The organism is Pseudonocardia sp. ICBG601, from assembly GCF_020496245.1.
Window position 1 is genome coordinate 2,907,339 of sequence record NZ_JAHLJA010000148.1, and the last position, 22,804, is coordinate 2,930,142.

Consider the following 22,804-nt stretch of genomic DNA (forward strand, 5'->3'; position numbering starts at 1 on the left):
GAAGGCAGCGCCCATGACGGCCGCGCTCGACCACGTGCCCACCACCGACGTCGACCCGTTCGACCCCGGGGTCCTCACCGACCCGCTCGGGTTCCACGAGCAGCTGCGCGCGGCCGGCCCGCTGGTCCGGCTCACCCGCCACGACGTGCTCGCCCTCGGCCGCTACGCCGACGTCCGGGCCGCGCTCGTCGACTGGCAGTCCTTCCGGTCCGGGGCCGGGGTGGGGCTCGCAAACTTCCACACCGAGGCGCCGTGGCGGCCGCCGTCGCTGCTGCTGGAGGCCGACCCGCCGCACCACGACGCGCCCCGCCGGGTGCTCGGGACGGTCCTCGGGCCCCGTGCGCTGCGCACGCTGCGGGACCGCTGGGCCGCCGACGCCGAGGCCCTCGTCGACGAGGTGCTGGCGGGCGGGCACGAGTTCGACGCCGTCCCCGCGATCGCCGAGGCGTTCCCGCTGCGCGTGTTCCCCGACGCCGTCGGGCTGCCCGAGGCGGGCCGGGAGAACCTGCTGCCCTACGGCGACCTGCTGTTCAACGCGTTCGGTCCGCGCAACGCGCTGCTGGAGGAGAAGCTGCCGCGCCTCGGGGAGCTCTCGGCCTGGGTGAACGCGCAGTGCGCCCGCGAGGCACTGGCCGCCGACGGCTTCGGCGCCGACATCTGGGCCGCCGCCGACCGCGGTGACATCACCCCCGAGCAGGCCCCCCTCGTCGTGCGGTCGCTGCTGTCGGCCGGGGTCGACACCACCGTCACCGGGCTCGCGGCGGTGCTGCACGCCGTCGCCACGCACCCGGAGCAGTGGGCGCGGCTGCGCGCCGACCCGGGGCTCGCCCGCGTCGCGTTCGACGAGGCCGTGCGCTGGGAGTCACCGGTGCAGACCTTCTTCCGCACGACGGCGACCGACACCGAGCTCGCCGGCGTCCGCGTCCCGGCCGGGCGCAAGGTGCTGCTGTTCCTGGGGTCGGCGAACCGGGACCCGCGGCACTGGGGGCCCGGCGCGGGCGCGTTCGACCTGGACCGCGACCCGTCCGGGCACGTCGGGTTCGGGATGGGCCTGCACCAGTGCGTCGGCCAGCACGTCGCCCGGCTGGAGGCCGAGTCGGTGCTGCGGGCGCTCGCCGCGCGGGTCGCGACGATCGAGCCCGCCGGTCCGCCGCGCCGGCGGCCGAACAACACCATGCGGGCCTGGGCGTCGATGCCGCTGCGGGTCACGCCCGCCTAGGTGCAGACTCCACCCGTGGTCGCGGGCGAACCGGTACTGGCCCGGGCGGTGCGGATCCTGTCGGTGTTCGAGCCCGGGCGGGCCGAGCTGGGCGTCGCCGAGATCGCCCGCGCCTCGGGGCTGCACGTCGCGACCGCGTCGCGACTGGTCGGGCAGCTCGTCGAGCAGGGGCTACTCACCCGCACCGGCTCCGGGCGGCTGCGGATCGGGATGCGGCTGTGGGAGCTGGGGCAGCGGGCGTCGCCGACGCTGACCCTGCGGGCCGCGGCGCTGCCGTTCCTCGGGGACCTGCACGCCGTCGTCGGGCACCACGTGCAGCTGGGTGTCCTCGACGGCGACGAGGTCATCTTCCTCGAACGCCTCTCCGCACCCGGGGCGGTGGTCAACCTGACCCGGATCGCCGGGCGGCTGCCGCTGCACGTCTCGTCCTCAGGGCTGGTGCTGCTCGCCCACGCGTCGCCCGAGCAGCAGGAACGCGTGCTCGCGGCGCCCCTGGAACGACGGACCCCCGCCACGGTGACCGACCCGGCCCGGCTGCGGGTCCTGCTCGCCCGCGTCCGGCGCGACGGCCACGTCGTCACCGACGGCCACGTGCACCCCGACGCGACCGGCGTCGCGGTCCCGGTGCGCGGCCGGGACGGGGCCGTCGTCGCGGCGCTGTCGACGGTGCAGCCGCACGACGGCCGGGCCCGCACCCTCGTCCCGGCGCTGCGCGCCGCGGCCCACGGCATCGCCCGGGCGCACGGCGGGGCGGACCCCGGCCCGTGAGGGCGCTCAGCCCAGGAACTTCTCCACCACCGCGTCGAACGCGGCCGGGTTCTCCAGGAACACGAAGTGCGAGTTCGCCTCGTCGCTCCCGAACACGTGCAGCGCCGCCCCGGGGACGCGGTCGGCGATCCAGCGCTGCGACTCCGGGCTCACGTGGCTGCCCTCGCAGCCGATGACCAGTGTCGGGACGTCGATCCGGGGCAGCACGTCGCGCCAGTCCTGCGCGCAGTGGTCGAACAGCAGCGGCACCCCGGCGTGGGCGGGGGTGTGGGTGATCTCCCGGGCGACCAGGGACCAGACGTCGTCGGCGGGGGTGCCGGAGAACATCGACCGGACGAACGCCTCCCGCACCGTGTCCCCGTCGGGTCCGGCGAGGCTGCCGGCGAGGTCGAGCAGACCGCCGACGTCGAAGATGGCGCCCGACCCGGCCTGCTCCTGCGCCGACATCCACGGTACGGCGGCGACGGCCGCGGGCTGGTCGACCAGCACGAGCCTGCCCACCCGGCCGGTGCCGTGGGTGTCGATGTGGCTCCACAGCACCGAGGCGCCCATCGACCAGCCGAGCAGGTCGGCGCGGTCGAGGCCGAGGTGGTCGAGCAGCTCGACGAGGTCCTGCGCGAGCCGGGCGATGCGGTAGCCGTGGTGCGGCTTGTCCGAGACGCCGTGCCCGCGGTGGTCGTAGGTGACCACGCGGCGCCGCGCGCCGAGGCCGGTGAGCTGGTGGGTGAACATCGCCTGGGTCTGGCCCCAGCCGTGCAGCATCACCAGCGGGACGCCCTCCCCGCCGGAGTCGCGGTAGTCGAGCGTCACACCGTCGGCGGTGGTGAAGGTGGGCATCGGGTCCTCCTCGGGTCCGCGGAGGAGTCTGGGGGGGAGTGGCGCCGGTCACCACCGCCGGTGGTCGAGGGATCAGGCCGGTCCGTGCTCCGACTGTCGAACCTCCCGGCCGGGCGCGGGATGCCGGGCCGCGACGACGTCGAGCGCGACCAGCCCCAGGTGCAGCGCCAGCCGGGTCGCGCCGTCGGAGACGTCGAGGCCGGTGAGCCGGGTGACCCGGTCGAGCCGGTAGTAGAGCGAGGTCCGGTGGATGTGCAGCCGGGCGGCCGCGGCCGGGCCGTTGCCCGCCTCGTCGAGATAGGCGCGGACGGTGGCCACCAGCCGCCCGTCGGGGTCGGCGGCGAGCAGCCGGCGCACCTCGTCGGGGACCACGTCCTCGGTCAGCAGGCCCGGCGGTACCGCGAGCAGCGGGCCGAGCGCCCCGAGCCCGGTCCACCGGGCGACCGGGGGCCGGAGCCCGAGCTCGGCGGCCGTGCACGCGGTCCGGGCCCGCGTCACCGACCCGGTCAGCAGCTCGGGGGCCTGGGCCGGGTCGCCGATCCCGGCGACGCAGCGGAACCGGCCGTGGGCCAGCTCGCCGACGCGGTCGACGACCCGGTCCACCCGCGAGGGGAGGTCCTCGGAGCCGGGCACCGGCGGCGCGGCGAGCACGACCGCGGTACCCCCGACGACGGCCGTGAGCCATCCGTCGGTCCCGTCCCGGCGGCGCCCGGACAGGGCCGTGCGCAGCGCGATCCCGGCGTGCTCGTGATGCTCGCCCGCCCCGGGCACCGCGACGACGACGGCCGTCGTGCCCGGCCCCGGAGCCCGGCCCTCCGCGGCGAGCGCGGCGGCCGCCCGTCCCCGGGCCACCGGGTCGTCGCCGACGAGGTCGAGCACCCGGCGCTCGTCCTCCCGGGCGGCGTCGGCGGTGCACGCCAGGTCCTGCAGCGACAGGGCCAGCTGTCCGGCGACCGCGGTGATGCGCCCGAGCTCGCCGGTGGTCAGCGAGCTGTCGGCGTCCATCACCATCAGCAGTCCCAGGAGCCGGCCCTCCCACCGGACCGGGACGCACACCCGGGCGTGCATGCCCAGCTCGTCGCTGGCCGGGATGATCCCGGGCCGGGTCCAACGCAGGACGCCCTGGGAGAGCACGTAGCCGCGGATGCGGGGCTCCGCGCCACGGTTGAGCACCGCTGCGACGCGGGTGGGGTCGGCGTCGCCGTAGTGCGCGCTCGCGTAGAGCACCTGCACGGCGGGGTCGTCGACGACGACCGACCGGGACAGCTCCTCGGCGAGCCGGTCGATCAGCACCGTCGCCGCGTCACCGAGCACCCGTCGATCCTACAGACGGAGCACTCCACGGCCGCCGTGCTCGTCGGCGGACGGTGTCGGTCGCCTGCACCGTGGGCGCACCGTGGCTGCACGGCAGGGCAGGACGCGGCGAGGTGGGGAGGGTCCGGTGCGGGATCTGGAGGGCCGGGTGGCGGTGGTGTTCGGCGCAGGGTCGGGCGGGCGCGGGCTGAGCAACGGCGAGGCCGCGGCACTGGCCTACGCCGGGGCCGGTGCGGTCGTCGCCGCGGTCGACCGCGACGCCGACGAGGCCGTCCGGGTGGCGGGGGAGATCACCGGCGCCGGAGGCGCGGCGCTGGCGGTGACCGCCGACGTCACCGACGAGGACGACGTCGCCCGCGCCGTCGCCGCGGTCGTGGACACCCTCGGGGTGCCGCACGTCCTGCACAACAACGTCGGCGCCGCGGTGCTCGGCGAGGTCGTCGAGCTCGACCTCGCCGGGTGGAACCGGGCGCTCGCGCTGAACCTGACCAGCGCCTACCTGACCTGCCGGCACACGCTGCCGCACATGCGCGCCGCCGGGCGGGGGGCGATCGTGAACGTGTCGTCGCTGGCCGCGATCCGCGACACCGGCTACGTCTACCCGGCCTACAGCGCGGCCAAGGCGGGCGTCGACCAGCTGACGGTGTCGCTGGCGTTGACCTACGCCCGCGACGGGATCCGGGCCAACGCGGTGCTGCCCGGGCTGATCGACACCCCGATGGTGCGTGAGCAGGTCGTCGACGACCCCGGTGCGCTGGCCGCCCGGCACGAGGTGAGCCCGACCGGGCGCATGGGGTCGCCGCACGACGTCGCCCAGGCCGCGCTGTTCCTCGCCTCGGACCGCGCCGCCTACGTCAACGGGGTCTGCCTGCCCGTCGACGGCGGGCTGTCCGCGCGGTCGCGGTGAGGCCCTGCCCTCAGGCCCCGGTGCCCGCCCCGACCGGCACCGGGCGCAGGGTCAGCGGCAGCAGGTCGCGGACCTCGGCGCGCAGGGTGTCCAGCGCGTGCGGGTCGTCGCCGGTGAGGAACCCCAGCAGGGCCTGCTGGAACACGCCGTCGACCATCCCGTAGGCGGCGTGCGGGCTCAGCGCGACCGCGGTGCCGGTGAGGTCGGCGTAGCGGGTGACGACCCGCCACACCATGTCCTCCAGGGTGCGGTCGATCTGCCCGACGGCCTCGCGCAGGTTCGGCTCGAACATGCTCTGGGCGCGCAGGTCGTACCAGAGGCGGTGCATCGGGGCCTCGTCGACGATCGTCTCGCACAGCTTGTCCGCGAACGCGGTGACCAGGCCGTCGGCCGTCGTCGCGTCGGCGACGGCGCCGTCGTAGCGGGTCACGCACACCGCCTTGTACTGCCGCACGCAGTAGACGATCAGCTCCAGCTTGTCGGCGAAGTAGTAGTGCACGACGCCGTGGCTGTACGGGGAGTTCTGTGCGATCTCGCGCAGCGACGCCCGGGCGTAGCCGAGCTCGCCGAGGGTCTGCAGGGCCGAGTCCGCCAGCGCGCGACGGCGCGCGTCGTGCTTGTCGACCGGGTTCGCCCGTGCCACGCGGCCCCCTCCCGTCGTCCGCCCGGGAGCCACTGTAACCGACCGTTGCGCCCCCGACGCCGTTGTTCTGGACGCCCGCCCGACGATATCTTGACAACTGGTCAGAGATCGCGGCAGGGTGTGGCCCACATCACCGATCGACACTGGAGTCGCCGTGACGCAGATCGACCTGACCGGACGCACCGTGCTCGTGACCGGGGGCGCGCAGGGACTGGGCGAGGGGATGGCCCGCGCGCTGGCCGACTCGGGCGGCCGGGTCGTCGTCGCCGACCTGCAGGACGAGGCGGGCGGCACGCTCGCGAAGTCGCTGGGGGAGCAGCACGGGTTCGTGCACCTGGACGTCACCGACGACGCCTCCTGGACCGCCGCCGTCGCCGAGACCGTGGAGCGGTTCGGCGGCCTCGACGTCGTCGTCAACAACGCGGGCGTCGAGGTCACCCAGCTGCTCGTCGACACCGAGCCCGACGACGTCCGCCGGATGCTCGAGGTCAACCTGCTCGGCACGATGCTCGGCATCAAGCACGCCTTCCGCGCCATGCGCCCGGGTGGCGCGGCGGGCCGGGGCGGGGCCGTGATCAACGTGGCCTCGGTCGCCGCGACCATCGCGTTCCCCTCCATCGGCGGCTACTCGGCGACCAAGTCCGGCGTCGACCGGCTCACCCGGGTCGCGGCGATGGAGTCGGGCAAGCTCGGCTACGGGGTGCGGGTCAACTGCGTCTACCCCGGGCTCGTCCCGACCGCGATGGGGCAGAAGCTCGCCGTCGAGACCGCCGGGCTCGGGCTGTTCGAGAGCCCGGAGGCCGCGGTCGGCGCGGTGGTCGAGCTGACCCCGTCGGGCCGGCTCGGCGAGGTCGCCGACATCGCCGACGCGGTCGCCTTCCTGGCCTCCGACGCCGCCCGGTTCGTCAACGGCGCCGGCCTGCCGGTCGACGGCGGCATGGGCATGTGACCCGCCGGGTCCCTGCCGCCCGGGATCACCGGTCCCGGGCGGCGAGGACCTCGTCGAGCACCACGGTGGCGCGGAACCCGCACAGCACCAGGATGTGCAGCAGGTAGAGCCAGAGCGCCAGCGCCGACACCGTCCCGACCACGGGCAGCCCGGCGAACGGCGCCGACCACTCGATCGGGATGGCCAGGAACAGCAGGAAGCCCTGCAGGAACCCGGCCAGCACCGACCCGGTGCCGAACGCGCCGAGCACCAGCGCGCGCCGCCGCAGGTGCCCGGGCCCGACCAGGCCGAACACCGCGAGCAGCGCGGTCGACAGCGTCACCCACACCACGTGGAACGCCACGACGACGCCCCACACCAGCGACCAGCCACCCGCGGCGTAGAGCGGCCCGACGTAGGGCGCCGCGCCCAGCACGACCAGCACGAGGAACGGCGCGACCGCCGCGACCCCGAGCAGCCCGGCGCGGCCACGCCAGCCGGTGAGCCGGTCCCGCGTCGCGGACATCTGGACGAACGCGCGGCGCAGCCCCTCGCCGTAGAGGCTGGCCGGGAACAGCACGACCAGCGCCTGCCACCAGGCCATCGACAGCGACACCGCGGCCAGCGTGCGCAGCGCCTCCGGCGTGCCGTGGCCGCCGGGGAGCCCGCCGATCGCCGCCTCCATCGCCGTGGTCACCGTCTCCGGCCCGGCCAGCGCGCCGACGCCCCACAGCGCGACCATCGCCAGCGGCACCAGCCCGATCACCCCGAAGTAGGTCGCACCGGCGGCCCACAGCGCGATGTCGCTGCCGGGGAAGGTGCTCCCGAGCCGACGCGCGATCGCGCGCGCCCGGTTCACGGCGCGCCCCCGGTGCGGCGCTGGCACGCTGGTCCGATGACGACCGGGGACGACGAGGGCTGGTCCGCCCTGCACGGCGGGATCCACCCGTCGCCGGTGGTGCGTGGCTGGCTGCGGATGGTGCGGGTCCTCTCCGCGGGCCCGGTGGCCCGGGTCCCGCCGGACGTGCTGTCGCTGTCCGGTGTGGTCGTGCTGGCCGGGGCGTGGGCGGTCGCGCTCGCCGGGGCGCCGTGGACGGCGGTGACGGCCCTGCTCGTCGTCGCGGCGGGGGTGCTCGACGGCCTCGACGGCGCCGTCGCGCTGCGCACCGGGCGGGCCCGGCCGCTGGGCGCGGTGGTCGACGCCGTCGCCGACCGCCTCGGGGACCTGCTGCTCGGTGCGGTGCTGGTCGCGCTCGGCGCCCCGCCCGGCTGGATCCTCGCGGCGCTCGCGCTGGTGTTCGTGCACGAGTTCCTGCGAGCCCGCGCGCAGTCGGTCGGCATGCCGGGGGTGGGCGCGGTGACCGTCGCCGAGCGGCCGACCCGGCTGGTCGTGGTCGCCCTGCCCGCAGTCGGTGCGGCGGTGCTCCCGGCCGGCCCGCCGCTGGTCGGGGTGTCGTGGGGCACCGTTTTCGCCCTCACCTGGACGGTCCTGGGTGCGATCGGGCTGGTGCAGCTCGCGGTGGGCGTGGTCCGGACGACGCCGCCGCGGTTCCCGGAGTCCCCGCCGGGCCGATGAGCCCGGCGACGATCTCGGCCGACATCAGCACCAGCGGGATGCCGCCGCCCGGGTGCGCGGACCCGCCGACCAGGTAGAGGCCCGGCACCGGGCCGCGGTTGGCGGGCCGGCGCAGCGCGGCCCGGGGGCCGTGCGAGGCGGTGCCGTAGATCGCGCCGCCCGGCGAGCCGGTGCGCCGCTCCAGCTCGGCCGGGGTCAGGACCTCGGCGAACCGCAGGCGGTCGCGCACGTCGGCGCCGCGGGCGGCGAGCACGCCGAGCACCCGGTCCCGGTAGCGCTCCGCGAGCCCCGGAGCGTCCCAGTCGACACCGCGCCCCGGGTCGTGCCGGGGAGCGTTGACCAGCACGAACCAGCCCTCGGAGGCGTCGTCGGGGCGCAGCGCGGGGTCGTCGGGGGCGTGCACGTACACCGTCGGGTCGGGCACCGGGCGCGGCTCGCGCCCGAAGATCGCGTCGAACTCGGCGTGCTGGTCGCGCGGGAACCAGACCCGGTGCGCCGGCCCGGGCTCCCGGCCGGACAGCCCGAGCAGCAGCACGAACCCGGCCGTCGACCGGGGGATGCGGCGCAGCCGCCTGCGGGCCCGGCGCGCGACGTCGCGGGGGAGCAGCCGCTCGTGCAGCACGTGCGCGTCGACCCCGGAGACGACGACGTCGGCGCGCACCTCGCGGCCCCCGGCCCGGACCCCGGCGGCCCGGCCGCGCTCCACGAGGACCTCGTCGACGGCCGTGCCCGGGTGCAGCGTGACGCCGAGGGCGACGCAGCGGTCCACGACCGCGTCGACGATGCGGCGCAGCCCGCCCGGCACCCACCACGCGCCGAACTCCTGCTCGACGAAGGCGGTCACCGCCAGCACCGCCGGTGTGCGACGCGGGTCGGAACCGGAGTAGGTGGCGTAGCGGTTCAGCCAGGTCCGCAGCCGCGGGTCGGGCAGCAGCCGCCCGCCCAGCCCGTCGAGGGTCCGCCACGGTGCGACCGCGCGCAGGTCGGCCGGCCGCGCGCACATCCGGGCGAGCGCGGCCGTGGTGATCGGGCGGCGCAGGACGGGCTCCCCGACTAGGTCCCACAGCCGTCGCGAGTGCTCGTGCAGCGCCGTCCAGGAGGCGCCGGCGCCGTCGCCCAGGGCGGCGTCGAGGGCGGCCGGGACCGCGGCCGCGGCGTGCGGGAGGTCCAGCCGGGTGCCGTCGGCGAAGACGTAGCCGCAGGCCGGGTCGACCGGCGTGACCGGCAGGTCCGCGGGGCCGCCGGTCGCGGCGAACAGGTCGGCGAGCAGGTCCGGCATCGTGAGCAGCGACGGGCCGGTGTCGAAGGTGAACCCGTCCCGGGTGACGACGCCGAGCTTCCCGCCCGGGGTGTCGGCCCGCTCGAACACGGTGACCGTGTGCCCGGCGGCGGCCAGCCGCGCCGCCGCCGCGAGCCCGCCCAGCCCGGCGCCGGCCACCACGACCCGGCTCACAGCGCACGCCCCTTCCAGCTCAGCGTGCCGCGCAGCCGGCCCGCCCACGACGACGCGAGCAGCCCGAGCAGGGCCAGCACCGACACCGGGTGGGCGAGCGCGTCGACCGTGCCGCCGCCGCCCGAGGGCCCGACGACCCACCGCGCGGCGGGCACCCGCCCGGCGACGGCGGCGGCGTACCCGAGCAGCCCGGCCCGTGACCCGGTCAGCGCGGCGAGCGCGGGCAGCACGTAGACCAGCACCAGCCCGGCGCCGACCGCGACCGCCCCGGCGGGCGAGCCGAACGCCGCCCACAGCGACTTGCGGTAGCCCGCCCGCAGCTCCGCGCCGGTCGCGTACATCCGGCAGGACGCGACCTGCGACCCGTCGGCGATGCCGGTCCGGCCCCCGGCGGCGCGGACCGCCCGGGCCAGCCCGATGTCGTCGAGCACGGCGCCCGACACCGCGTCCCAGCCGCCCGCCCGGGCCAGCACGGACGCCTCGACCAGCAGGAACTGTCCGTTCGCGACGGCCATCGACCCCCGTCCGGACCGTTCCGCGACGGCCAGCGGCAGCGTCGTCAGCCAGGACCAGGCCAGCAGCGGCTGCACCAGCCGGCCGAGCGGGCCGGAGGCGACCTGCCGCGGCCACGGGCACAGCAGGTCCAGCGGCCGGTCCCGGTCGCGCAGCAGCGCCACCGCGGCGGCGACGGCGTGCGGGACGAGGACGACGTCGGCGTCGACGAACACGAGGATCTCGCCGCGGGCGGCCGCGGCCAGCGCGGCACACGCGTGCGGCTTGCCCAGCACCCCCGGCGGGGGCGGGGTGCCGGTGAGCACCCGCAGCCGGGGGTCGCCGCCGGCCGCGGCACGGACGACGTCGGCGGTCCCGTCGGTGGAGCCGTCGTCGAGGACGAGGATCTCGACGTCGGCCAGCCCGCGCTGCCCGGTCAGCGCCCGCACCGTCGGCGCGATCCGGTGTGCCTCGTCGCGGGCCGGGACCAGCACCGACACCGGCACGGCCACCGTCGGCGGCGCGGCGGGCGGGCGACGCAGCCCGGCCCGGTTCACCCAGGCCTGCACCGTCCCGGCCGCGGCGAGGACGGACCCGGCGGCCACGAGCGGACGGACGGCGCGCAGCGGCCGGCGGAGGAGCACGCAGGCGACCCTACGGAGGGGGCGGCCCGGCCGCGCGACGTCGCCGCAGCCGCGGACGACGCGCGGGCGTGCCCGGGTGGTGGCACCGTGGGACCATCCCCCGACCGGACCGTGTGGAGGTTCCCGCGTGGCGTTGGCCGCTGCCCCCCGGGCACTGCGCACGACCCTGCCCGCCTGGGTGCTGGTCGCCGGAGCGGTGACCGTGCAGATCCTCTACCCGCTCACCCCCGCCCCGCTGCGGACGTCGGTGACGGTGCTGAGCGTGGCGGTGTTCTTCCTGGCCGCGGTCGCCGACGTCGTCCGGGTGCACGGCACCCGGGGCGGTTTGGTGCTGCTCGGCGTCGCGGGCGGCGGGGGACTGGTCGCGGAGTCCGTCGGGCTGGCCACGGGGTGGCCGTTCGGCGCCTACGCCTACACCGGGACCCTCGGCGCCGAGGTGGCCGGTGTCCCGCTGGTCGTGCCGATGGCCTGGGCGATGATGGCGTGGCCCGCGCTCGTCGTGGGCAGGGCGCTGGCCCAACGCGGGGCGGGGACCGTCGCCGTCGGTGCGTTCGCGCTGGCCGCCTGGGACGTGTTCCTCGACCCGCAGATGGTCGACGCGGGCCACTGGGTCTGGGCGCGCCCCGACCCGGGCCTCCCGCTGGTGCCCGGCATCCCGCTGACCAACTACGCCGGCTGGCTGGTCGTCTCGCTGCTGATCGTCGGGACGCTGCACCGCGCGCTGCCCGACGGCCCACGGCGCTCGGGCCCCGCGGCCGCGCTGTACCTGTGGGTCTACGCCTCCTCGGTGCTCGCCCACCTGGTGTTCTTCGGCCTGCCCGGTTCGGCCCTGGTCGGCGGGGTGCTGATGGGGCTGGTCGCGGTCCCGTACGCGCTCGTCCTGCGTCGCGACCGCGCCGCCCACCGTCCCGGAGGGACCCCGTGACCGATCCGCTGCGCCACCGCGCCGCGCCCCTGCGCATGCGCCGGCGGCGACTCGTGACCCCCGACCCGCTGCTGCCCCGCGAGGTGCCCGCCGGGTCGGAGGCGGTCGTCGTCGGGGGCGGGATCGCCGGGGTGTCCGCGGCGGTGGTGCTGGCCGAACGCGGGGTGCGGGTCACCCTGCTCGAGGCGGCCGACCACCTCGGCGGACGGCTCGGGGCCTGGCCGCGCACCCTGCCCGACGGCACCGTCCAGCAGGTCGAGCACGGCTTCCACGCCTTCTTCCGGCAGTACTACACCTGGCGGTCGATCCTGCGCCGCGCCGACCCGCAGCTGTCGTTCCTGCGCCCGATCGGGCACTACCCGGTGATCTCCGCGCGGTGGCCCGACGAGGACCTGTCGGGGCTGCCCGCCGCGCCGCCGTTCAACCTGCTCGCGCTGGCGCTGCGCAGCAGGAGCCTGTCGCGCCGCGAGCTCACCTCCGCCGACCCCGACGCCGGACGCGCCCTGCTCGCCTACGACCGGGCCACCACCACCGCCGAGCTCGACGGCGTCGACGCCGCGTCCTTCCTCGACCGGCTCGGGATGACCGAGCGCACCCGCAGCATGCTGTTCGAGGCGTTCGCCCGGTCGTTCTTCTGCAACCAGGGCGACCTGTCCGCCGCCGAGCTCGTCGCGATGTTCCACTACTACTTCCTCGGCAACCCCGAGGGCATCGCGTTCGACGCCCCGCGCACCGACCACGCCACCGCCGTGTGGCAGCCGCTGTGGCGGTACCTGACCTCCCTCGGGGCGGAGGTCCGCACCGGGGCGCGGGTCACCGCGGTGCACCCCGACGGCGCCGGCTGGCGGGTCGAAGGCCCCGGGGCGACCACCACCCGGCACCTCGTGCTCGCCCTCGACCCGGGTGCGCTGCGCGCGGTGGTCACCGACTCACCCGGGCTGGCGACGACGGCGCCGCGGCTGCACGCGCAGTGCGCGGCCCTGCACGTCGCGCCCCCGTTCGCGGTCAGCAGGCTGTGGCTGGACCGCGACGTCGACCCGGGCCGGGCGGTGTTCAGCGCCGTCAGCGGGCAGCCGACCCTGGACTCGGTCACCGTCTACTCCCGGCTGGAGGAGCCCTCGGCCCGGTGGGCCGCCGCGACCGGCGGATCGGTGGTGGAGCTGCACTCCTACTCCTGCGCCGAGCCCGACGCGGCGTCCGCCGCGGCCGCGCTGCGCGCCGAGCTGGCCGTGCTGTGGCCCGAGACCGCGGACGCGACCGTCCTCGACCGGCACGACCGGCTGGAGGCCACCGCGCCCGCGTTCCCGCCCGGGACGGCGGGCACCCGGCCGGGGGTGCGGACCGACGCGCGCGGCCTGCGGGTGGCCGGTGACTTCGTGGAGACGCCCTACCTCGCCGGGCTGATGGAGCGCTCGTCGATGTCGGGGGTGCTCGCCGCGAACGACGTGCTCGCCGAGCTGGGCGCGGCCGCCGAACCGGTCGACGGGATCCCGCAGCGCGGGCTGCTCGCCGGTGTCCCGGCGCTGCGCGGGGCCCGCGGACGCCACGCCGCGGCCCGCTGACCGCCGCCGTGCGGGTCGCGTCGCTGAACCTCGCCTCCGGACGTGGGGCGGGCAGGCGGTACCTGACCGGCCCCGCGCTCGGGGCGGCCGTCGCCGGGGTGGGCGCCGACGTCGTCGCGGTGCAGGAGGTCGACACCGGCCAGTCCCGCTCGGCGGGCGACGACCAGCCGTCGCTGCTCGCGGCCGGGCTCGGTGCCGTGGACTGGCGCTCCGCCGCGACCATGCACGGCGAGCCGCGCCCGGACCCGCTGCCGTCGTGGACCCCGCTCGACCCCCCGGTCCTGCGCGGTCCCGGCGACCCCGCGCCCGGGCCGCGCTACGGCGTCGCGCTGTTCTCCCGGCTGCCGGTGCGCCGCTGGCACGTGCTGGGCCTCGGGGCCGGACGGGCCCGGCTGCCGGTGCCGGTGCCCGCCGTCGGCGGGGGGACCCGGCTCGCCTGGTTCCCCGACGAGCCGCGCGCCGCCGTCGCCGCGGAGCTGGGGACGCTGACGGTGGTGGCGACCCACCTGTCCTTCGCCCCGCCGACGGCGGTCCGCCAGCTCTGGGCGCTGCGCCGGTGGGCCGAGCGCCTGCCCGGCCCGGTGCTCGTCGCGGGGGACCTGAACCTGCCCGGCTCGCTCCCCGCGATGGTGACCGGCGGCCGTCGGCTCGTCGACGGGCAGACGTTTCCGGCGGCGACGCCGCGCGCCCAGCTCGACCACCTGATCGCGCTCGGCGCCCTGACCGGGCGGGACCCGGCCGTGCTGCAGCTCGACGTCGGTGACCACCGCGCCGTCGCCGCGACGGTCGAGCCCGGCTGAGCCCTCAGCCGTCCGCGGGTGGGTCGGCGCGCGAGCGGGCCGGCCGGCGCCGGGCCAGGACGAGCCCGGTCAGCACGACGACCGCGAGCCCGGCGACCGACACCAGGAACGGCAGCGACCCGGGGTCGGTGCCGAACGCGCCGACCGCGACCAGCGCCGTCGTGCCCGGGGTGACCCCCAGGACGGTGCCGAGGAGGTAGTGCCGGAACCGGACCGCGGTCAGCCCCCACAGCAGGTTCAGCACCGAGTACGGCAGGACCGGCGCGAGCCGGACCCCCACCACGGCCAGGAGGCCGCGCCGGCGCACCAGGTCGTCGACCACCGCCATCCGCTCCGCGCCCCGGCCCGAGCGGTCGACCAGCCGCAGCACCGTGTCCCGGCCCAGCCGCCGCGCCAGGGCGAACCCGACCGCCGCGCCGACGAACTTCCCGGCCAGCGTGGCGGGCAGCCCCTCGCCGAACCCGAACAGCACCCCGCCGAGCACGGCGAGCAGGCTGACCGGCACCGGGGTGAGCGACAGCCCGGCGTACAGCGCCGCCCACAGCAGCGGTCCCGCCCACCCGGTCCCGGCCAGGCCGTCGCGGAGCTGCTCCACCGAGGGCACCCCGACGGCGACCGCGACGGCGACCGCGGCGCCCACCAGCGCCACGAGCAGGACGGGACGCCAGAGGCGGGCGACGACGGGCCCGGTCACCGGGCTCCGGCGGGCGGTCGGGGCCCGGAGGCCCGGGGGAACTCCGGTGCTGTCGGCATCGTCGCGAGTATCCCCGCCGGGACGCCGGCCCGCCGGGGAGCGGGCCGCGCCCTGGACACCCGGCGCCGGTGGCGGCTACGGTGACGGACCCGGGTCCTGCCGACGCAGGCGCTCCCGGTCCATCGACACTCGTCTTCACGGGTGGCGCGCCGCAGGGCCGTCACCGTTCGGCCGTCCGGTACAGCTCAGTGCTCCGACGGCGCCACGGGCCGATCGTCCCCGGCCGGGACCGGCCCCACCCTCTCCTCTGGCGGACCCATGACCGCGCCCTCGCCATCCCCTCGTCCCCGTCCCGTCCCGGCCGCCGACACCGCCGTCGCCGAGCCGCAGGTCCACGTCGGACACGGCAGCGCCGCGACCGTCGTCATCGGCGTGTCCGGCGAGCTCGACCTCGCGACCGGCCCCTCGGTCGAGGCACGGGTCCTCGCCGCGGTCGACACCGCCGCCGGTGGCCGCGTCGTCCTGGACCTGAACGCGGTGGGCTTCCTGGGGCTGCGCGGCGTGGCGATGCTGCGCGCGGCCGCGGACCGCGCCCGGGCCACCGGCGCCTCCCTGGTGGTGGTGCTGGACCCGACCGCGCCGGCGGCACGCGCGCTGCGGCTGGTCCGGGGGCCCGGCCTCACGGTGGTCGCGGTCGACGCGCCGGTCGCCGACGCGTCCTGACCCGCCCCCGGCCGGGCACTCAGCGGGGCAGCGGCGGCGCGGCGGGCGCGTCGAACCAGGGCTCGTCCGGGATCGACGGGTCCGGCGTCTCCCGGACCGCCGGGTCCGGGACACCGTCGGTGACCTGCGACGGTCGGGTCGCGCCGAGGTAGTCGTCGCCGCGCCACCGGTACCAGGAGGTCTGCACCGGCAGCCCGAACGTCGGGGCGTTCACCATCCGGTCCTGCCCGACGAACAGGCCGACGTGGTGGACCTTGTCGACGGTGCCGTAGAAGACCAGGTCACCCGGACGCAACGGGGCCCCGGCGGGGACCCGCGGGCCGCGGCGGTACTGGGCGTGCGCGGTCCGCGGCAGGACGACGCCGGCCTTGCCGTAGGCGAACGCGGTCAGCCCGGAGCAGTCGAAGCCGCGGTCGCCGTTCTCCGGCCCGTTGCCGCCCCACACGAACGGCAGCCCGATCTGGCGCAGTGCGACCTCGACCGCGGTGGCCGCCCGCTGCTCGGGCGTCGTCACCGGCCCGGCCGCGGCCTCGCCGCCGGTGACGAGCAGCAGGACCACGGCGACGAGTGTCGTCACGAACGGGGACCGAAGCGGCACGGCGTCCCTCCCGGTCGTCCGCGGTCGGCGGGTGCGACGGGGCCACCGGGCGGTGACCCGCGCCGAACCTAGGGATCCGACCGCGGCGACCGGAAGCGGAAGCGATCGAGCGGGTGAACGGGGCGACCCGGTCGGTACCGCCGCGGTCAGCGGGCGGCGAGACCGGCGCGCGGTTCCCAGCCGAACAGCCGCCGGGCCTTCGCGATGCTCAGCGCTCCGGCGTCGGGGCGCTCCAGCTCACCGATCGGGGGTGCGTCGTCGCCGTAGGCCGCGGCCACCAGGTCGGCGAGGGGCTCGCCGAGGACGTTGTCCGGCTGGGCGGCGTACACGACCTCGTGGCCCGGGGTGTCGGCGGTGGCGGCGCGCACCACGAGATCGCCGAGGTCGTCGGCGTCGACGAAGGTCCACTGGTTGAACGAGGGCTCGACCGGGCCCTCGCGCAGGCGGCGGACGTAGCCCTCGTAGACCTCGGGGGTGGTGACCAGCGACGGCCGGATCGACACCGCGGTCACCGGCGTCGCGTTGTCGGTGCGCCGTACCAGCGCGTCGACCATCTGCTCGCCGAGCACCTTGGTCAGGGCGTACGCCTCCCGCGGGCGCAGGGGGTGCTCCTCGTCGACGGGCAGGCGGTCGGGCAGCTGCACCGGGTCACCGGTCATGTAGCCCGGTGCCGTCTCGCTCGACATCACGACCAGCCGCGGCACACCGACCGTGCGGACGGCCTCGATGACGTGGAACAGGGCCCCGACGTTGGTCTCGAACACCGCGACCTCGGTGTCCTGGAACGGTTCCGGGATGCCCGCGGTGTGTACGACCGCGTCGGGCCGGACCCGGCCGACCAGGTCGACCGTCCGTCCGAGGTCGGTCAGGTCGGCGCGCACGTAGGGCGCCGCGTCCGGGTCCGTGGGGCCGTAGGACGGCGGCGCCTGGTCCGACGCGGTGACCTCGTGGCCCGCCGCTCTCGCGGCGGCGACGGTCGCCGCGCCGACCTTTCCGAGTGCTCCGGTGACGAGAATCCTCATGATCGGCGACTTCCCGCGGGGGAGCGCGGGAAACCGCCGCCGATCACGGCCGGGGGACCGGGTGGGTCAGCCGCCCAGGCCCGGGATGCCCGGCATCTGCGGGAGCACCGGCGTCGAGGCGAACAGGTCGAGGTACATGCCGCCGGAGACCAGCAGCCCCAGGACGCCGAGCACCAGGCCGCCGAGGGCGACCGGCCGGACCCAGGCGCCCGCGGCGGGCCGGGCGGCCGGGCCGAGGACCAGGACGAGCCCGACGAGGACCGCGACCAGCGCGACGACGCCGTTGACCACGGCGGCGACGTCCCAGGGCGCGCCGTAGAAGGACTCGATGGTGTCGCCCGGGCTGCCGGTCGCGGCCTGGATCTGCCCGACGAGCGACTCGCGCTCGCGCAGCATGTCGCCGACCGAGGTGCCGGTCAGCGAGGCGAGACCGAGCCCCGCGGCGACGACGGCGCCCGCTCCGGCGAGGCCGCCGCCGGAGGTCGTGGCGGAGGCCGGGGTGGAGGTCGTGTCGGCCGCGGTGCCGGACCCGGTCCGTACGGGGGCGGCCGCGGCGCCGCCCGTGGTCGTGCCGGTGCCGGTCGTCGCGGTGCCGGTCGTCGCGCTGTCGGCCGGGGTCGCGGTGGTGTCGGCGGCGGGGGTGTCAGGGGTGTCGGTGGTGGCGGAGTCGGTTCCGGTGGAGCCGGTCGTGGTCGCCCGGTCCGTCGCGACGGAGCCAGCCGCGTCGTCGGTCTCCGGGGTACCGGTCGCCGTGCTGCCGTCCGTGGGCCTGCTCGTGTCGGAAGCCATGGGCCGCACCGTACGCGAGGTCAAGATCGCCGTGACGGCCCCCCACCAGGGCGGATACGCCGTCGTGTCCGTTCCGCCGGGCCCGTCACCGGATGGGGGCGGTGACCGGTCGCTACCCGACGGTCGCGCCGGCCGCGGTCCGGCCGGCGGGCTCGCCGGTGCCGGCGAGCACGGTGACACCGTCCGCGGGGGACCCGGCCCCGACCCGTCGCACGGGGCCGTCGCGCAGCCCGGACAGCACGACCTCGACCCGGGCCAGCACCGCCGTGCGGGTGCGTCCGTCGACGCCGACGACGTCGACGACCACCGTGCCGAGCGCCGCCGAACCCGACGCCGCCCACTGCCCCGACCAGCCGAGCACGATGCCCGGCCCGGCGGGTGGGGGCGCGGACCCGACGCTTCGGTGGTCGAACCCGAGGGTCCGCAGGACCGGGTCGGCGGTGAGCGCGTCGCGGATCTGCTGGTCGGGCGTCGTGGTCATGCGGGCCTCCCGGTACCGGCCGTCGTCGATCACGTCCGGTACCGACGGTAGGGAGCCCGTGTGTCACGGGGGATGAGGTGGAGGTTAGGAGGAGGTAATCGATCGGCCGTTCCGGACCGGTTCCAGCGGCAGCAGCAGGGTGACCACCGACGGCGACCGGCGTGCGGTGAGCCGTCCTCCCTCGGCCTCGGCGAGGCGCCGGGCGAGCGCGACCCCGAGGCCGCGCCGGCCGTCGCTGCCCGACAGGTCCTCCTCGGCCACCCCGGGCCCCTCGTCGGCGACGTCGACGGCCACGGCGTCCGGCCCGGACTCCCGGGCGGTCAGCGTGACCGCGCCGGCCCCGTGCTGGACGGCGTTGTCGAGCAGCGCGGCGACGATCTGGCGGACCGCCGCGGCGGAGGCGGGCGGGTCGGGCAGGGCGCCGTCGCGGGACACCGAGAACGACCGCCCGGCGCGGGACAGCCGGTCGCCCCACTCGGCCTGCGCCTCGTCGAACAGCCGGGCGAGGTCGACCGGTACGGCGTCACGGCTGCGTTCGCGGGCGAGCAGCAGCAGCTCGTCGATGGTGCGTTCCAGCCGGTCGACCGAGGCCAGCCCGTCCTCGACGGTCGCGGGCCGCAGCAGCGCCGGGTCGTCGAGCGCGGACTCCAGCCGCAGCCGCAGCCCGGTCAGCGGCGTCCGCAGCTGGTGCGAGGCCTCCGCGGAGAACGCCCGCTCGCGGGCCAGCAGGTCGTCGAGCCGGCCCGCGGTGTGGCCGAGCGCGGACCCGACGCGGTCGAGCTCCCCGATGCCGGTGGGCGCGGGCCGGACCCCGAAGTCGCCCTCGCCGAGCCGGGCCGCGTCGCGGGCCATCGACTCCAGCGGCGCCGACAGGTGCGCGGCCAGGCGCATCGCGAGCGCCCACACCGCGACCAGCACCAGCCCGGCCAGCGCGACCATGCCGAGGTACAGGGGCACGAGCGAGGACCACACCGCCGAGGTCGGGCGGGCCGCGCGCACCACCCCGATGACGTCGTCGCCGTCGGTCACCGGGGACACCGCGACGAGCTGCCCCGGCGGGGAGGAGGACAGTCCCCGGTCCAGGACCCGGTCGACGCCCCCGTCGCCCTCCGGCGGGCCGTCGCCGGTGGTGAGGTCGCCGTCCTCGTCGTAGAGCGCGACGGCGGTGTCGTCGTCGCGGCCGTCGGGCAGCCGGGCCGGGACCCGGTCGTGGACGACGTCGTCGTAGACCGAGCGGGCGGCGAAGTCCGCGATGCGCTGCAGCGACTCGCGCTGCTGGGTGACGGTGTAGCGCTCCAGCCCGGCGGCCAGCGGGACCCCGAACAGCACCAGCGTCACCCCGACCGCGACGAGGGTGAGGCGCACGATGCGGCGTCTCACCGGACGTCCCCGGGCAGCTCCAGGCGGTACCCGTGCCCGCGCAGCGTGGTGATCACCGGGACCCGGGGGCCGTCGTGCGCGGCGAGGTGGCGGCGCACCGCGGCCACGTGCACGTCGAGGGTCTTGGTGGAGCCGAACCAGTGCGCGTCCCACACGTCGGTCATCAGCACCTCGCGGCTCAGTGCGGAGCCCGGGTCGGTCGCGAGCCGGGCGAGCAGGTCGAACTCGCGGGTGCGCAGGCCCAGCTCCCGCCCGGCGACGGTGGCGCGGCGCGCCCCGGTGTCGACGCGCAGGTCCCCGACCTCCAGCACGTCCTCGGTGCGGTCGCCGCCGGCGCGCCGCAGGTGCGCCCGGATCCGGGCGAGCAGCTCGGCCAGGCGCACCGGCTTGGTCAGGTAGTCGTCGGCGCCGGCCTCCAGGCCCAGCACCACGTCCATCTCCGCGGTCCGGGCGGTCAGCACGACCAGCACCGCGTCGGGGCGCAGCGTGCGCAGCCGCCGGCACACCTCGACGCCGTCGAGGTCGGGCAGCCCGAGGTCGAGCAGGACCAGGTCGAACGGGGTGTGCCCGGCCGCGGCGAGCGCCGGGCCGCCCGCCTGCTCCCACCGGACGTCGTAGCCGTGCCCGGTCAGGCTGCCGCGCAGGACGTCACCGATCGTGCGGTCGTCCTCGACGAGCAGGATGCGGGCGTTCACCGGCCCGATCATCGTCCCTCCGGCCGGGCCGCCGCACCCCGTGCGGCCTAGGAACCGCCGTAGGGCGGCTCACCCGTCTCCGGGACGAGCACCGGGGTGTCCTCGTCGAGGGTCTCGCCGCGGAAGAACGGCCGCAGCCGCACCGCGCAGGCCAGCATCAGCGGCACCCCGAGCGCGATCATGCCGACGCCGATCACGAACACCCCGCCGACCGGACCGAAGGAGGTCTCGCCGTAGGCGGGGTCGAGCATGTCGACCGAGCTCTGCACGAACGCCCACACCATCACCACCCCGCCGAGCAGCGGCAGCAGACCGCGCAGCAGCAGGTCACGCGGCGAGCGGAGCAGGGTGCGCCGGAAGTACCAGACGCAGGCGAAGGCGGTGATGCCGTAGTAGAACGCCACCGCCAGGCCGAGCGAGGCGACGGTGTCGAGCAGCGCGTCGGAGCTGACCAGCCCCAGCACCAGGTAGAACACCACCGCGGACAGCCCCATGACGACGGTGGCGAACCCGGGCGTCGCGTAGCGGGGGTGGACGCTGCCGAAGCGGCGCGGGACCGCCCCGTAGACGGCCATCGCCAGCGCGCCGCGCGCGGTGGGCAGGATCGTGGTCTGGGTCGACGACGCCGCCGACACCGCGACGGTCAGCAGCAGCACCGCGGTGAGCGCCGTGCCGCCCATCGGGGCGCCGAGCAGGGTGAGCACGTCCTCGGAGTGCTCGGGGTTCGCCAGCCCGATCCCGGTCGCGCCGAACCCGGCGTAGGACTGCAGCGCGACGGCGACGACGACGTAGATCGCCAGCAGGATCACCGTGGCCAGCAGCGCGGCCCGGCCGGGGGTGCTCGTCGAGCCGCGGGTCTCCTCGCCGACGGCCAGGCAGGCGTCCCAGCCCCAGTAGACGAAGATGCAGAGGATCAGCGCCTGCGCGGCGGCGGAGCCGGAGATCCCGGTCGGGTCGAACCAGCTCCAGCTCGGCAGCACGGCCTGCGGGCCGGCGTCGCCGGAGTACACGAGCCACAGCGCCCCGGCGGCCAGCACGGCGAGCACCACGATCTGGAAGACGATCAGCGCGTTCTGGAACCGCTCGGACAGCACGATCCCGCGGTGGCTGACCCAGGTCATGACCAGGATGAACAGCACCCCGACGCCGACCTTGACCAGCGTGTTCTCCGCGGCGGTGACGAACCCGAGCGCGCGCAGGGTGTACACGGCGGCGATCTCGGCGACGTTGGCCAGCACGATGATCGCCGACACCGCGACGCCCCAGCCGCCCATCCACCCGACCCACGGCCCGAAGGCCTTGGTGCCCCAGGTGAACGTCGTCCCGCAGTCGGGCACCGCGCGGTTCAGCTCGCGGTAGGCGACGGCGACGAACAGCATCGGCACGAACGCGACGAGGAACATCGCGGGCGCCTTCTCGCCGACGGCGAGGACGACGTAGCCGAGCGTCGCGGCCAGGCTGTAGGCGGGCGCGGTGGCGCCGAGCCCGATGACGGTGTTGCCCCACAGGCCCAGCGCTCCGGTGCGGAGCCCCTTCGGGCCGGCCTCCACGAGGGGAGGCGGTGCGGCGGCGGTCAACCGCCGTTCTCGGCGGTGAGGATGGTCAGCACGGTGGTCGTTCCCCGTCTCGTCGGCTCCCGCCCGGGCCGGCGGCGGCACACAGGATGCGGCACGGACGCGCCCGAACGGAAACAGCGGTGTCGCGTCTCACGCCGCGACCCCGCCGCGGGGTCAGACCTGCCGGTGCGGCGTGCCCCGGACGCTGAACCAGTAGGCGCCCGCCTCGGCGCCGGAGATCCCGGTGCGGACCTCGGCGGTGGCCGGACGGCCGAAACGGCGCCGGATCGCCTTGCGGGCCGTCTTCTCGATGCGGGCGGCGAGCCGCTCCGGCTCGGAGCACCCGGACATGGTCAGCACCGCGACGAAGGCGTACCGGGCCGGTCCGCGCCGCGGCCAGGGGCCGGTGCCGTCGGCCAGGGACAGCTCGACGGTCATCGGACGCTTGCGGTGCGTGTACAGGGCGCGGGTCAGCTCGGCCTCCACGACGTCCGCCTCGACGCCCGCGGGTGCCTCGACCCGGACGATCGCCATCACGGCGTTCGCCGCGGACCCACCTGTCACCACGGTCACGGTCATGGACTCCTTCCGGGTGCGCGTCACCCCCGACGGAACGCGCATCACGGACATTCATCCCCGGTCTCGGGGGGTCTAAACAAGGACTTGACCGAAAAAGACGCGTCAGGATCACGAAGATCGCTCATATTCGTCACCCGTACGGGACGTTGCGTCGCGCCATCCTCGTCACTGTCGGTCGCGCCGGCCCTGCACGGCGGCCCGGCACGGCGCGACGAGCCC

At 76.7% G+C, this 22,804-nt stretch carries 24 protein-coding genes; 9 read left to right on the forward strand and 15 right to left on the reverse strand.

From position 1 onward, the window contains the following. The first annotated feature begins 13 nt into the window (after nucleotides 1-13). Both KPL57_RS43245 and KPL57_RS43250 read left to right on the forward strand, forming a co-directional pair. The gene (locus KPL57_RS43245; protein WP_226356182.1) at nucleotides 14-1,219 is read left to right on the forward strand and encodes a cytochrome P450; all 1,206 of its coding nucleotides are present in this window, start codon (nucleotides 14-16) and stop codon (nucleotides 1,217-1,219) included. Then, complete coding sequence (locus KPL57_RS43250) at nucleotides 1,220-1,987, forward strand: IclR family transcriptional regulator (RefSeq protein ID WP_226356183.1); 768 nt, start codon at nucleotides 1,220-1,222, stop codon at nucleotides 1,985-1,987. 6 nt (nucleotides 1,988-1,993) lie between these two features. Here KPL57_RS43250 and KPL57_RS43255 read toward each other — a convergent pair whose 3' ends face one another. Further along, nucleotides 1,994-2,824, reverse strand: coding sequence for an alpha/beta fold hydrolase (locus KPL57_RS43255; RefSeq protein WP_226356184.1), 831 nt, complete (start codon nucleotides 2,822-2,824; stop codon nucleotides 1,994-1,996). A 72-nt stretch (nucleotides 2,825-2,896) separates the two neighbouring features. After that, nucleotides 2,897-4,138: a CdaR family transcriptional regulator gene (locus KPL57_RS43260; RefSeq protein ID WP_226356185.1), complete on the reverse strand. Its 1,242-nt coding sequence runs from the start codon at nucleotides 4,136-4,138 to the stop codon at nucleotides 2,897-2,899. 127 nt (nucleotides 4,139-4,265) lie between these two features. On the opposite strand from KPL57_RS43260, the gene KPL57_RS43265 reads away from it, so the two are divergent. Then, nucleotides 4,266-5,045: an SDR family NAD(P)-dependent oxidoreductase gene (locus tag KPL57_RS43265; protein WP_226356186.1), complete on the forward strand. Its 780-nt coding sequence runs from the start codon at nucleotides 4,266-4,268 to the stop codon at nucleotides 5,043-5,045. Between the two features lie 10 nt (nucleotides 5,046-5,055). Here the strand turns inward: KPL57_RS43265 and KPL57_RS43270 are convergent, their stop codons facing one another. Continuing rightward, nucleotides 5,056-5,688 carry a TetR/AcrR family transcriptional regulator gene (locus KPL57_RS43270; RefSeq protein ID WP_226356187.1) on the reverse strand — a complete coding sequence of 211 codons (633 nt, stop codon included), beginning with the start codon at nucleotides 5,686-5,688 and terminating at the stop codon, nucleotides 5,056-5,058. Between the two features lie 154 nt (nucleotides 5,689-5,842). Here KPL57_RS43270 and KPL57_RS43275 point away from each other — a divergent pair, with 154 nt between their 5' ends. Further along, nucleotides 5,843-6,637, forward strand: a complete 795-nt coding sequence (locus KPL57_RS43275; protein ID WP_062402044.1) for an SDR family NAD(P)-dependent oxidoreductase — start codon at nucleotides 5,843-5,845, stop codon at nucleotides 6,635-6,637. 25 nt (nucleotides 6,638-6,662) lie between these two features. On the opposite strand, the gene KPL57_RS43280 is transcribed toward KPL57_RS43275, so the two are convergent. Beyond that, nucleotides 6,663-7,475: a YhjD/YihY/BrkB family envelope integrity protein gene (locus tag KPL57_RS43280; protein ID WP_226356188.1), complete on the reverse strand. Its 813-nt coding sequence runs from the start codon at nucleotides 7,473-7,475 to the stop codon at nucleotides 6,663-6,665. 36 nt (nucleotides 7,476-7,511) lie between these two features. On the opposite strand from KPL57_RS43280, the gene KPL57_RS43285 reads away from it, so the two are divergent. Further along, nucleotides 7,512-8,192 (forward strand): CDP-alcohol phosphatidyltransferase family protein, encoded by a 681-nt coding sequence (locus KPL57_RS43285; protein WP_226356189.1) that lies wholly within the window; start codon nucleotides 7,512-7,514, stop codon nucleotides 8,190-8,192. Here the strand turns inward: KPL57_RS43285 and KPL57_RS43290 are convergent. Both KPL57_RS43290 and KPL57_RS43295 read right to left on the reverse strand, forming a co-directional pair. Continuing rightward, nucleotides 8,092-9,645: an NAD(P)/FAD-dependent oxidoreductase gene (locus KPL57_RS43290; protein WP_226356190.1), complete on the reverse strand. Its 1,554-nt coding sequence runs from the start codon at nucleotides 9,643-9,645 to the stop codon at nucleotides 8,092-8,094. The two genes, KPL57_RS43285 and KPL57_RS43290, sit on opposite strands and share 101 nt — an antisense overlap. After that, nucleotides 9,642-10,781 carry a glycosyltransferase family 2 protein gene (locus tag KPL57_RS43295; protein ID WP_226356191.1) on the reverse strand — a complete coding sequence of 380 codons (1,140 nt, stop codon included), beginning with the start codon at nucleotides 10,779-10,781 and terminating at the stop codon, nucleotides 9,642-9,644. Before KPL57_RS43295 ends, KPL57_RS43290 begins: the two co-directional genes overlap by 4 nt. Nucleotides 10,782-10,908: 127 nt before the next feature. Here KPL57_RS43295 and KPL57_RS43300 point away from each other — a divergent pair, with 127 nt between their 5' ends. The 3 genes from KPL57_RS43300 to KPL57_RS43310 are packed head-to-tail and all read left to right on the forward strand — an operon-like array spanning nucleotide 10,909 to nucleotide 14,068. Continuing rightward, the gene (locus KPL57_RS43300; RefSeq protein ID WP_226356192.1) at nucleotides 10,909-11,706 is read left to right on the forward strand and encodes a carotenoid biosynthesis protein; all 798 of its coding nucleotides are present in this window, start codon (nucleotides 10,909-10,911) and stop codon (nucleotides 11,704-11,706) included. Continuing rightward, nucleotides 11,703-13,268: an FAD-dependent oxidoreductase gene (locus KPL57_RS43305; RefSeq protein ID WP_308253095.1), complete on the forward strand. Its 1,566-nt coding sequence runs from the start codon at nucleotides 11,703-11,705 to the stop codon at nucleotides 13,266-13,268. The genes KPL57_RS43300 and KPL57_RS43305 overlap by 4 nt, the downstream gene beginning before the upstream one ends. A gap of 8 nt (nucleotides 13,269-13,276) precedes the next feature. Then, nucleotides 13,277-14,068, forward strand: a complete 792-nt coding sequence (locus KPL57_RS43310) for an endonuclease/exonuclease/phosphatase family protein (protein WP_226356193.1) — start codon at nucleotides 13,277-13,279, stop codon at nucleotides 14,066-14,068. Between the two features lie 4 nt (nucleotides 14,069-14,072). Here the strand turns inward: KPL57_RS43310 and KPL57_RS43315 are convergent, their stop codons facing one another. Next, the gene (locus KPL57_RS43315) at nucleotides 14,073-14,762 is read right to left on the reverse strand and encodes a TVP38/TMEM64 family protein (protein WP_226356194.1); all 690 of its coding nucleotides are present in this window, start codon (nucleotides 14,760-14,762) and stop codon (nucleotides 14,073-14,075) included. 318 nt (nucleotides 14,763-15,080) lie between these two features. On the opposite strand from KPL57_RS43315, the gene KPL57_RS43320 reads away from it, so the two are divergent. Then, nucleotides 15,081-15,485 carry an STAS domain-containing protein gene (locus KPL57_RS43320; protein ID WP_226356195.1) on the forward strand — a complete coding sequence of 135 codons (405 nt, stop codon included), beginning with the start codon at nucleotides 15,081-15,083 and terminating at the stop codon, nucleotides 15,483-15,485. Between the two features lie 19 nt (nucleotides 15,486-15,504). On the opposite strand, the gene KPL57_RS70735 is transcribed toward KPL57_RS43320, so the two are convergent. The 8 genes from KPL57_RS70735 to KPL57_RS43360 all read right to left on the reverse strand — a co-directional run bounded on the left by KPL57_RS70735 (nucleotide 15,505) and on the right by KPL57_RS43360 (nucleotide 22,585). Further along, nucleotides 15,505-16,062 carry a C40 family peptidase gene (locus KPL57_RS70735; RefSeq protein ID WP_308016722.1) on the reverse strand — a complete coding sequence of 186 codons (558 nt, stop codon included), beginning with the start codon at nucleotides 16,060-16,062 and terminating at the stop codon, nucleotides 15,505-15,507. Between the two features lie 167 nt (nucleotides 16,063-16,229). Continuing rightward, complete coding sequence (locus tag KPL57_RS43330; protein ID WP_178375307.1) at nucleotides 16,230-17,105, reverse strand: NAD(P)-dependent oxidoreductase; 876 nt, start codon at nucleotides 17,103-17,105, stop codon at nucleotides 16,230-16,232. Nucleotides 17,106-17,171: 66 nt separating this feature from the next. Continuing rightward, the gene (locus KPL57_RS43335; protein ID WP_226356196.1) at nucleotides 17,172-17,894 is read right to left on the reverse strand and encodes a hypothetical protein; all 723 of its coding nucleotides are present in this window, start codon (nucleotides 17,892-17,894) and stop codon (nucleotides 17,172-17,174) included. A gap of 112 nt (nucleotides 17,895-18,006) precedes the next feature. Continuing rightward, nucleotides 18,007-18,375 carry a hypothetical protein gene (locus KPL57_RS43340; protein ID WP_226356197.1) on the reverse strand — a complete coding sequence of 123 codons (369 nt, stop codon included), beginning with the start codon at nucleotides 18,373-18,375 and terminating at the stop codon, nucleotides 18,007-18,009. Between the two features lie 84 nt (nucleotides 18,376-18,459). After that, on the reverse strand, nucleotides 18,460-19,755 hold the full coding sequence (locus KPL57_RS43345; protein ID WP_226356198.1) for a HAMP domain-containing sensor histidine kinase: 1,296 nt from the start codon (nucleotides 19,753-19,755) through the stop codon (nucleotides 18,460-18,462). Next, a complete protein-coding gene (locus KPL57_RS43350; RefSeq protein WP_374203842.1) occupies nucleotides 19,752-20,450 on the reverse strand; it encodes a response regulator transcription factor in 699 nt (232 codons plus the stop codon). Before KPL57_RS43350 ends, KPL57_RS43345 begins: the two co-directional genes overlap by 4 nt. Nucleotides 20,451-20,497: 47 nt before the next feature. Continuing rightward, nucleotides 20,498-22,000 (reverse strand): APC family permease, encoded by a 1,503-nt coding sequence (locus tag KPL57_RS43355; protein ID WP_226356200.1) that lies wholly within the window; start codon nucleotides 21,998-22,000, stop codon nucleotides 20,498-20,500. A gap of 180 nt (nucleotides 22,001-22,180) precedes the next feature. Further along, a complete protein-coding gene (locus KPL57_RS43360) occupies nucleotides 22,181-22,585 on the reverse strand; it encodes a hypothetical protein (protein WP_226356201.1) in 405 nt (134 codons plus the stop codon). Between the last annotated feature and the right edge of the window lie 219 nt (nucleotides 22,586-22,804).

Excerpts from the sequence above, each read along its gene's own strand:
- KPL57_RS43285 (WP_226356189.1), top strand. The coding sequence starts at position 7,512 with ATGACGACCGGGGACGACGAGGGCTGGTCCGCCCTGCACGGCGGGATC.
- KPL57_RS43340 (WP_226356197.1), bottom strand. The coding sequence starts at position 18,375 with ATGACCACGACGCCCGACCAGCAGATCCGCGACGCGCTCACCGCCGAC.
- KPL57_RS43255 (WP_226356184.1), bottom strand. The coding sequence starts at position 2,824 with ATGCCCACCTTCACCACCGCCGACGGTGTGACGCTCGACTACCGCGAC.
- KPL57_RS43245 (WP_226356182.1), top strand. The coding sequence starts at position 14 with ATGACGGCCGCGCTCGACCACGTGCCCACCACCGACGTCGACCCGTTC.
- KPL57_RS43335 (WP_226356196.1), bottom strand. The coding sequence starts at position 17,894 with ATGGCTTCCGACACGAGCAGGCCCACGGACGGCAGCACGGCGACCGGT.
- KPL57_RS43320 (WP_226356195.1), top strand. The coding sequence starts at position 15,081 with ATGACCGCGCCCTCGCCATCCCCTCGTCCCCGTCCCGTCCCGGCCGCC.
- KPL57_RS43330 (WP_178375307.1), bottom strand. The coding sequence starts at position 17,105 with ATGAGGATTCTCGTCACCGGAGCACTCGGAAAGGTCGGCGCGGCGACC.
- KPL57_RS43360 (WP_226356201.1), bottom strand. The coding sequence starts at position 22,585 with ATGACCGTGACCGTGGTGACAGGTGGGTCCGCGGCGAACGCCGTGATG.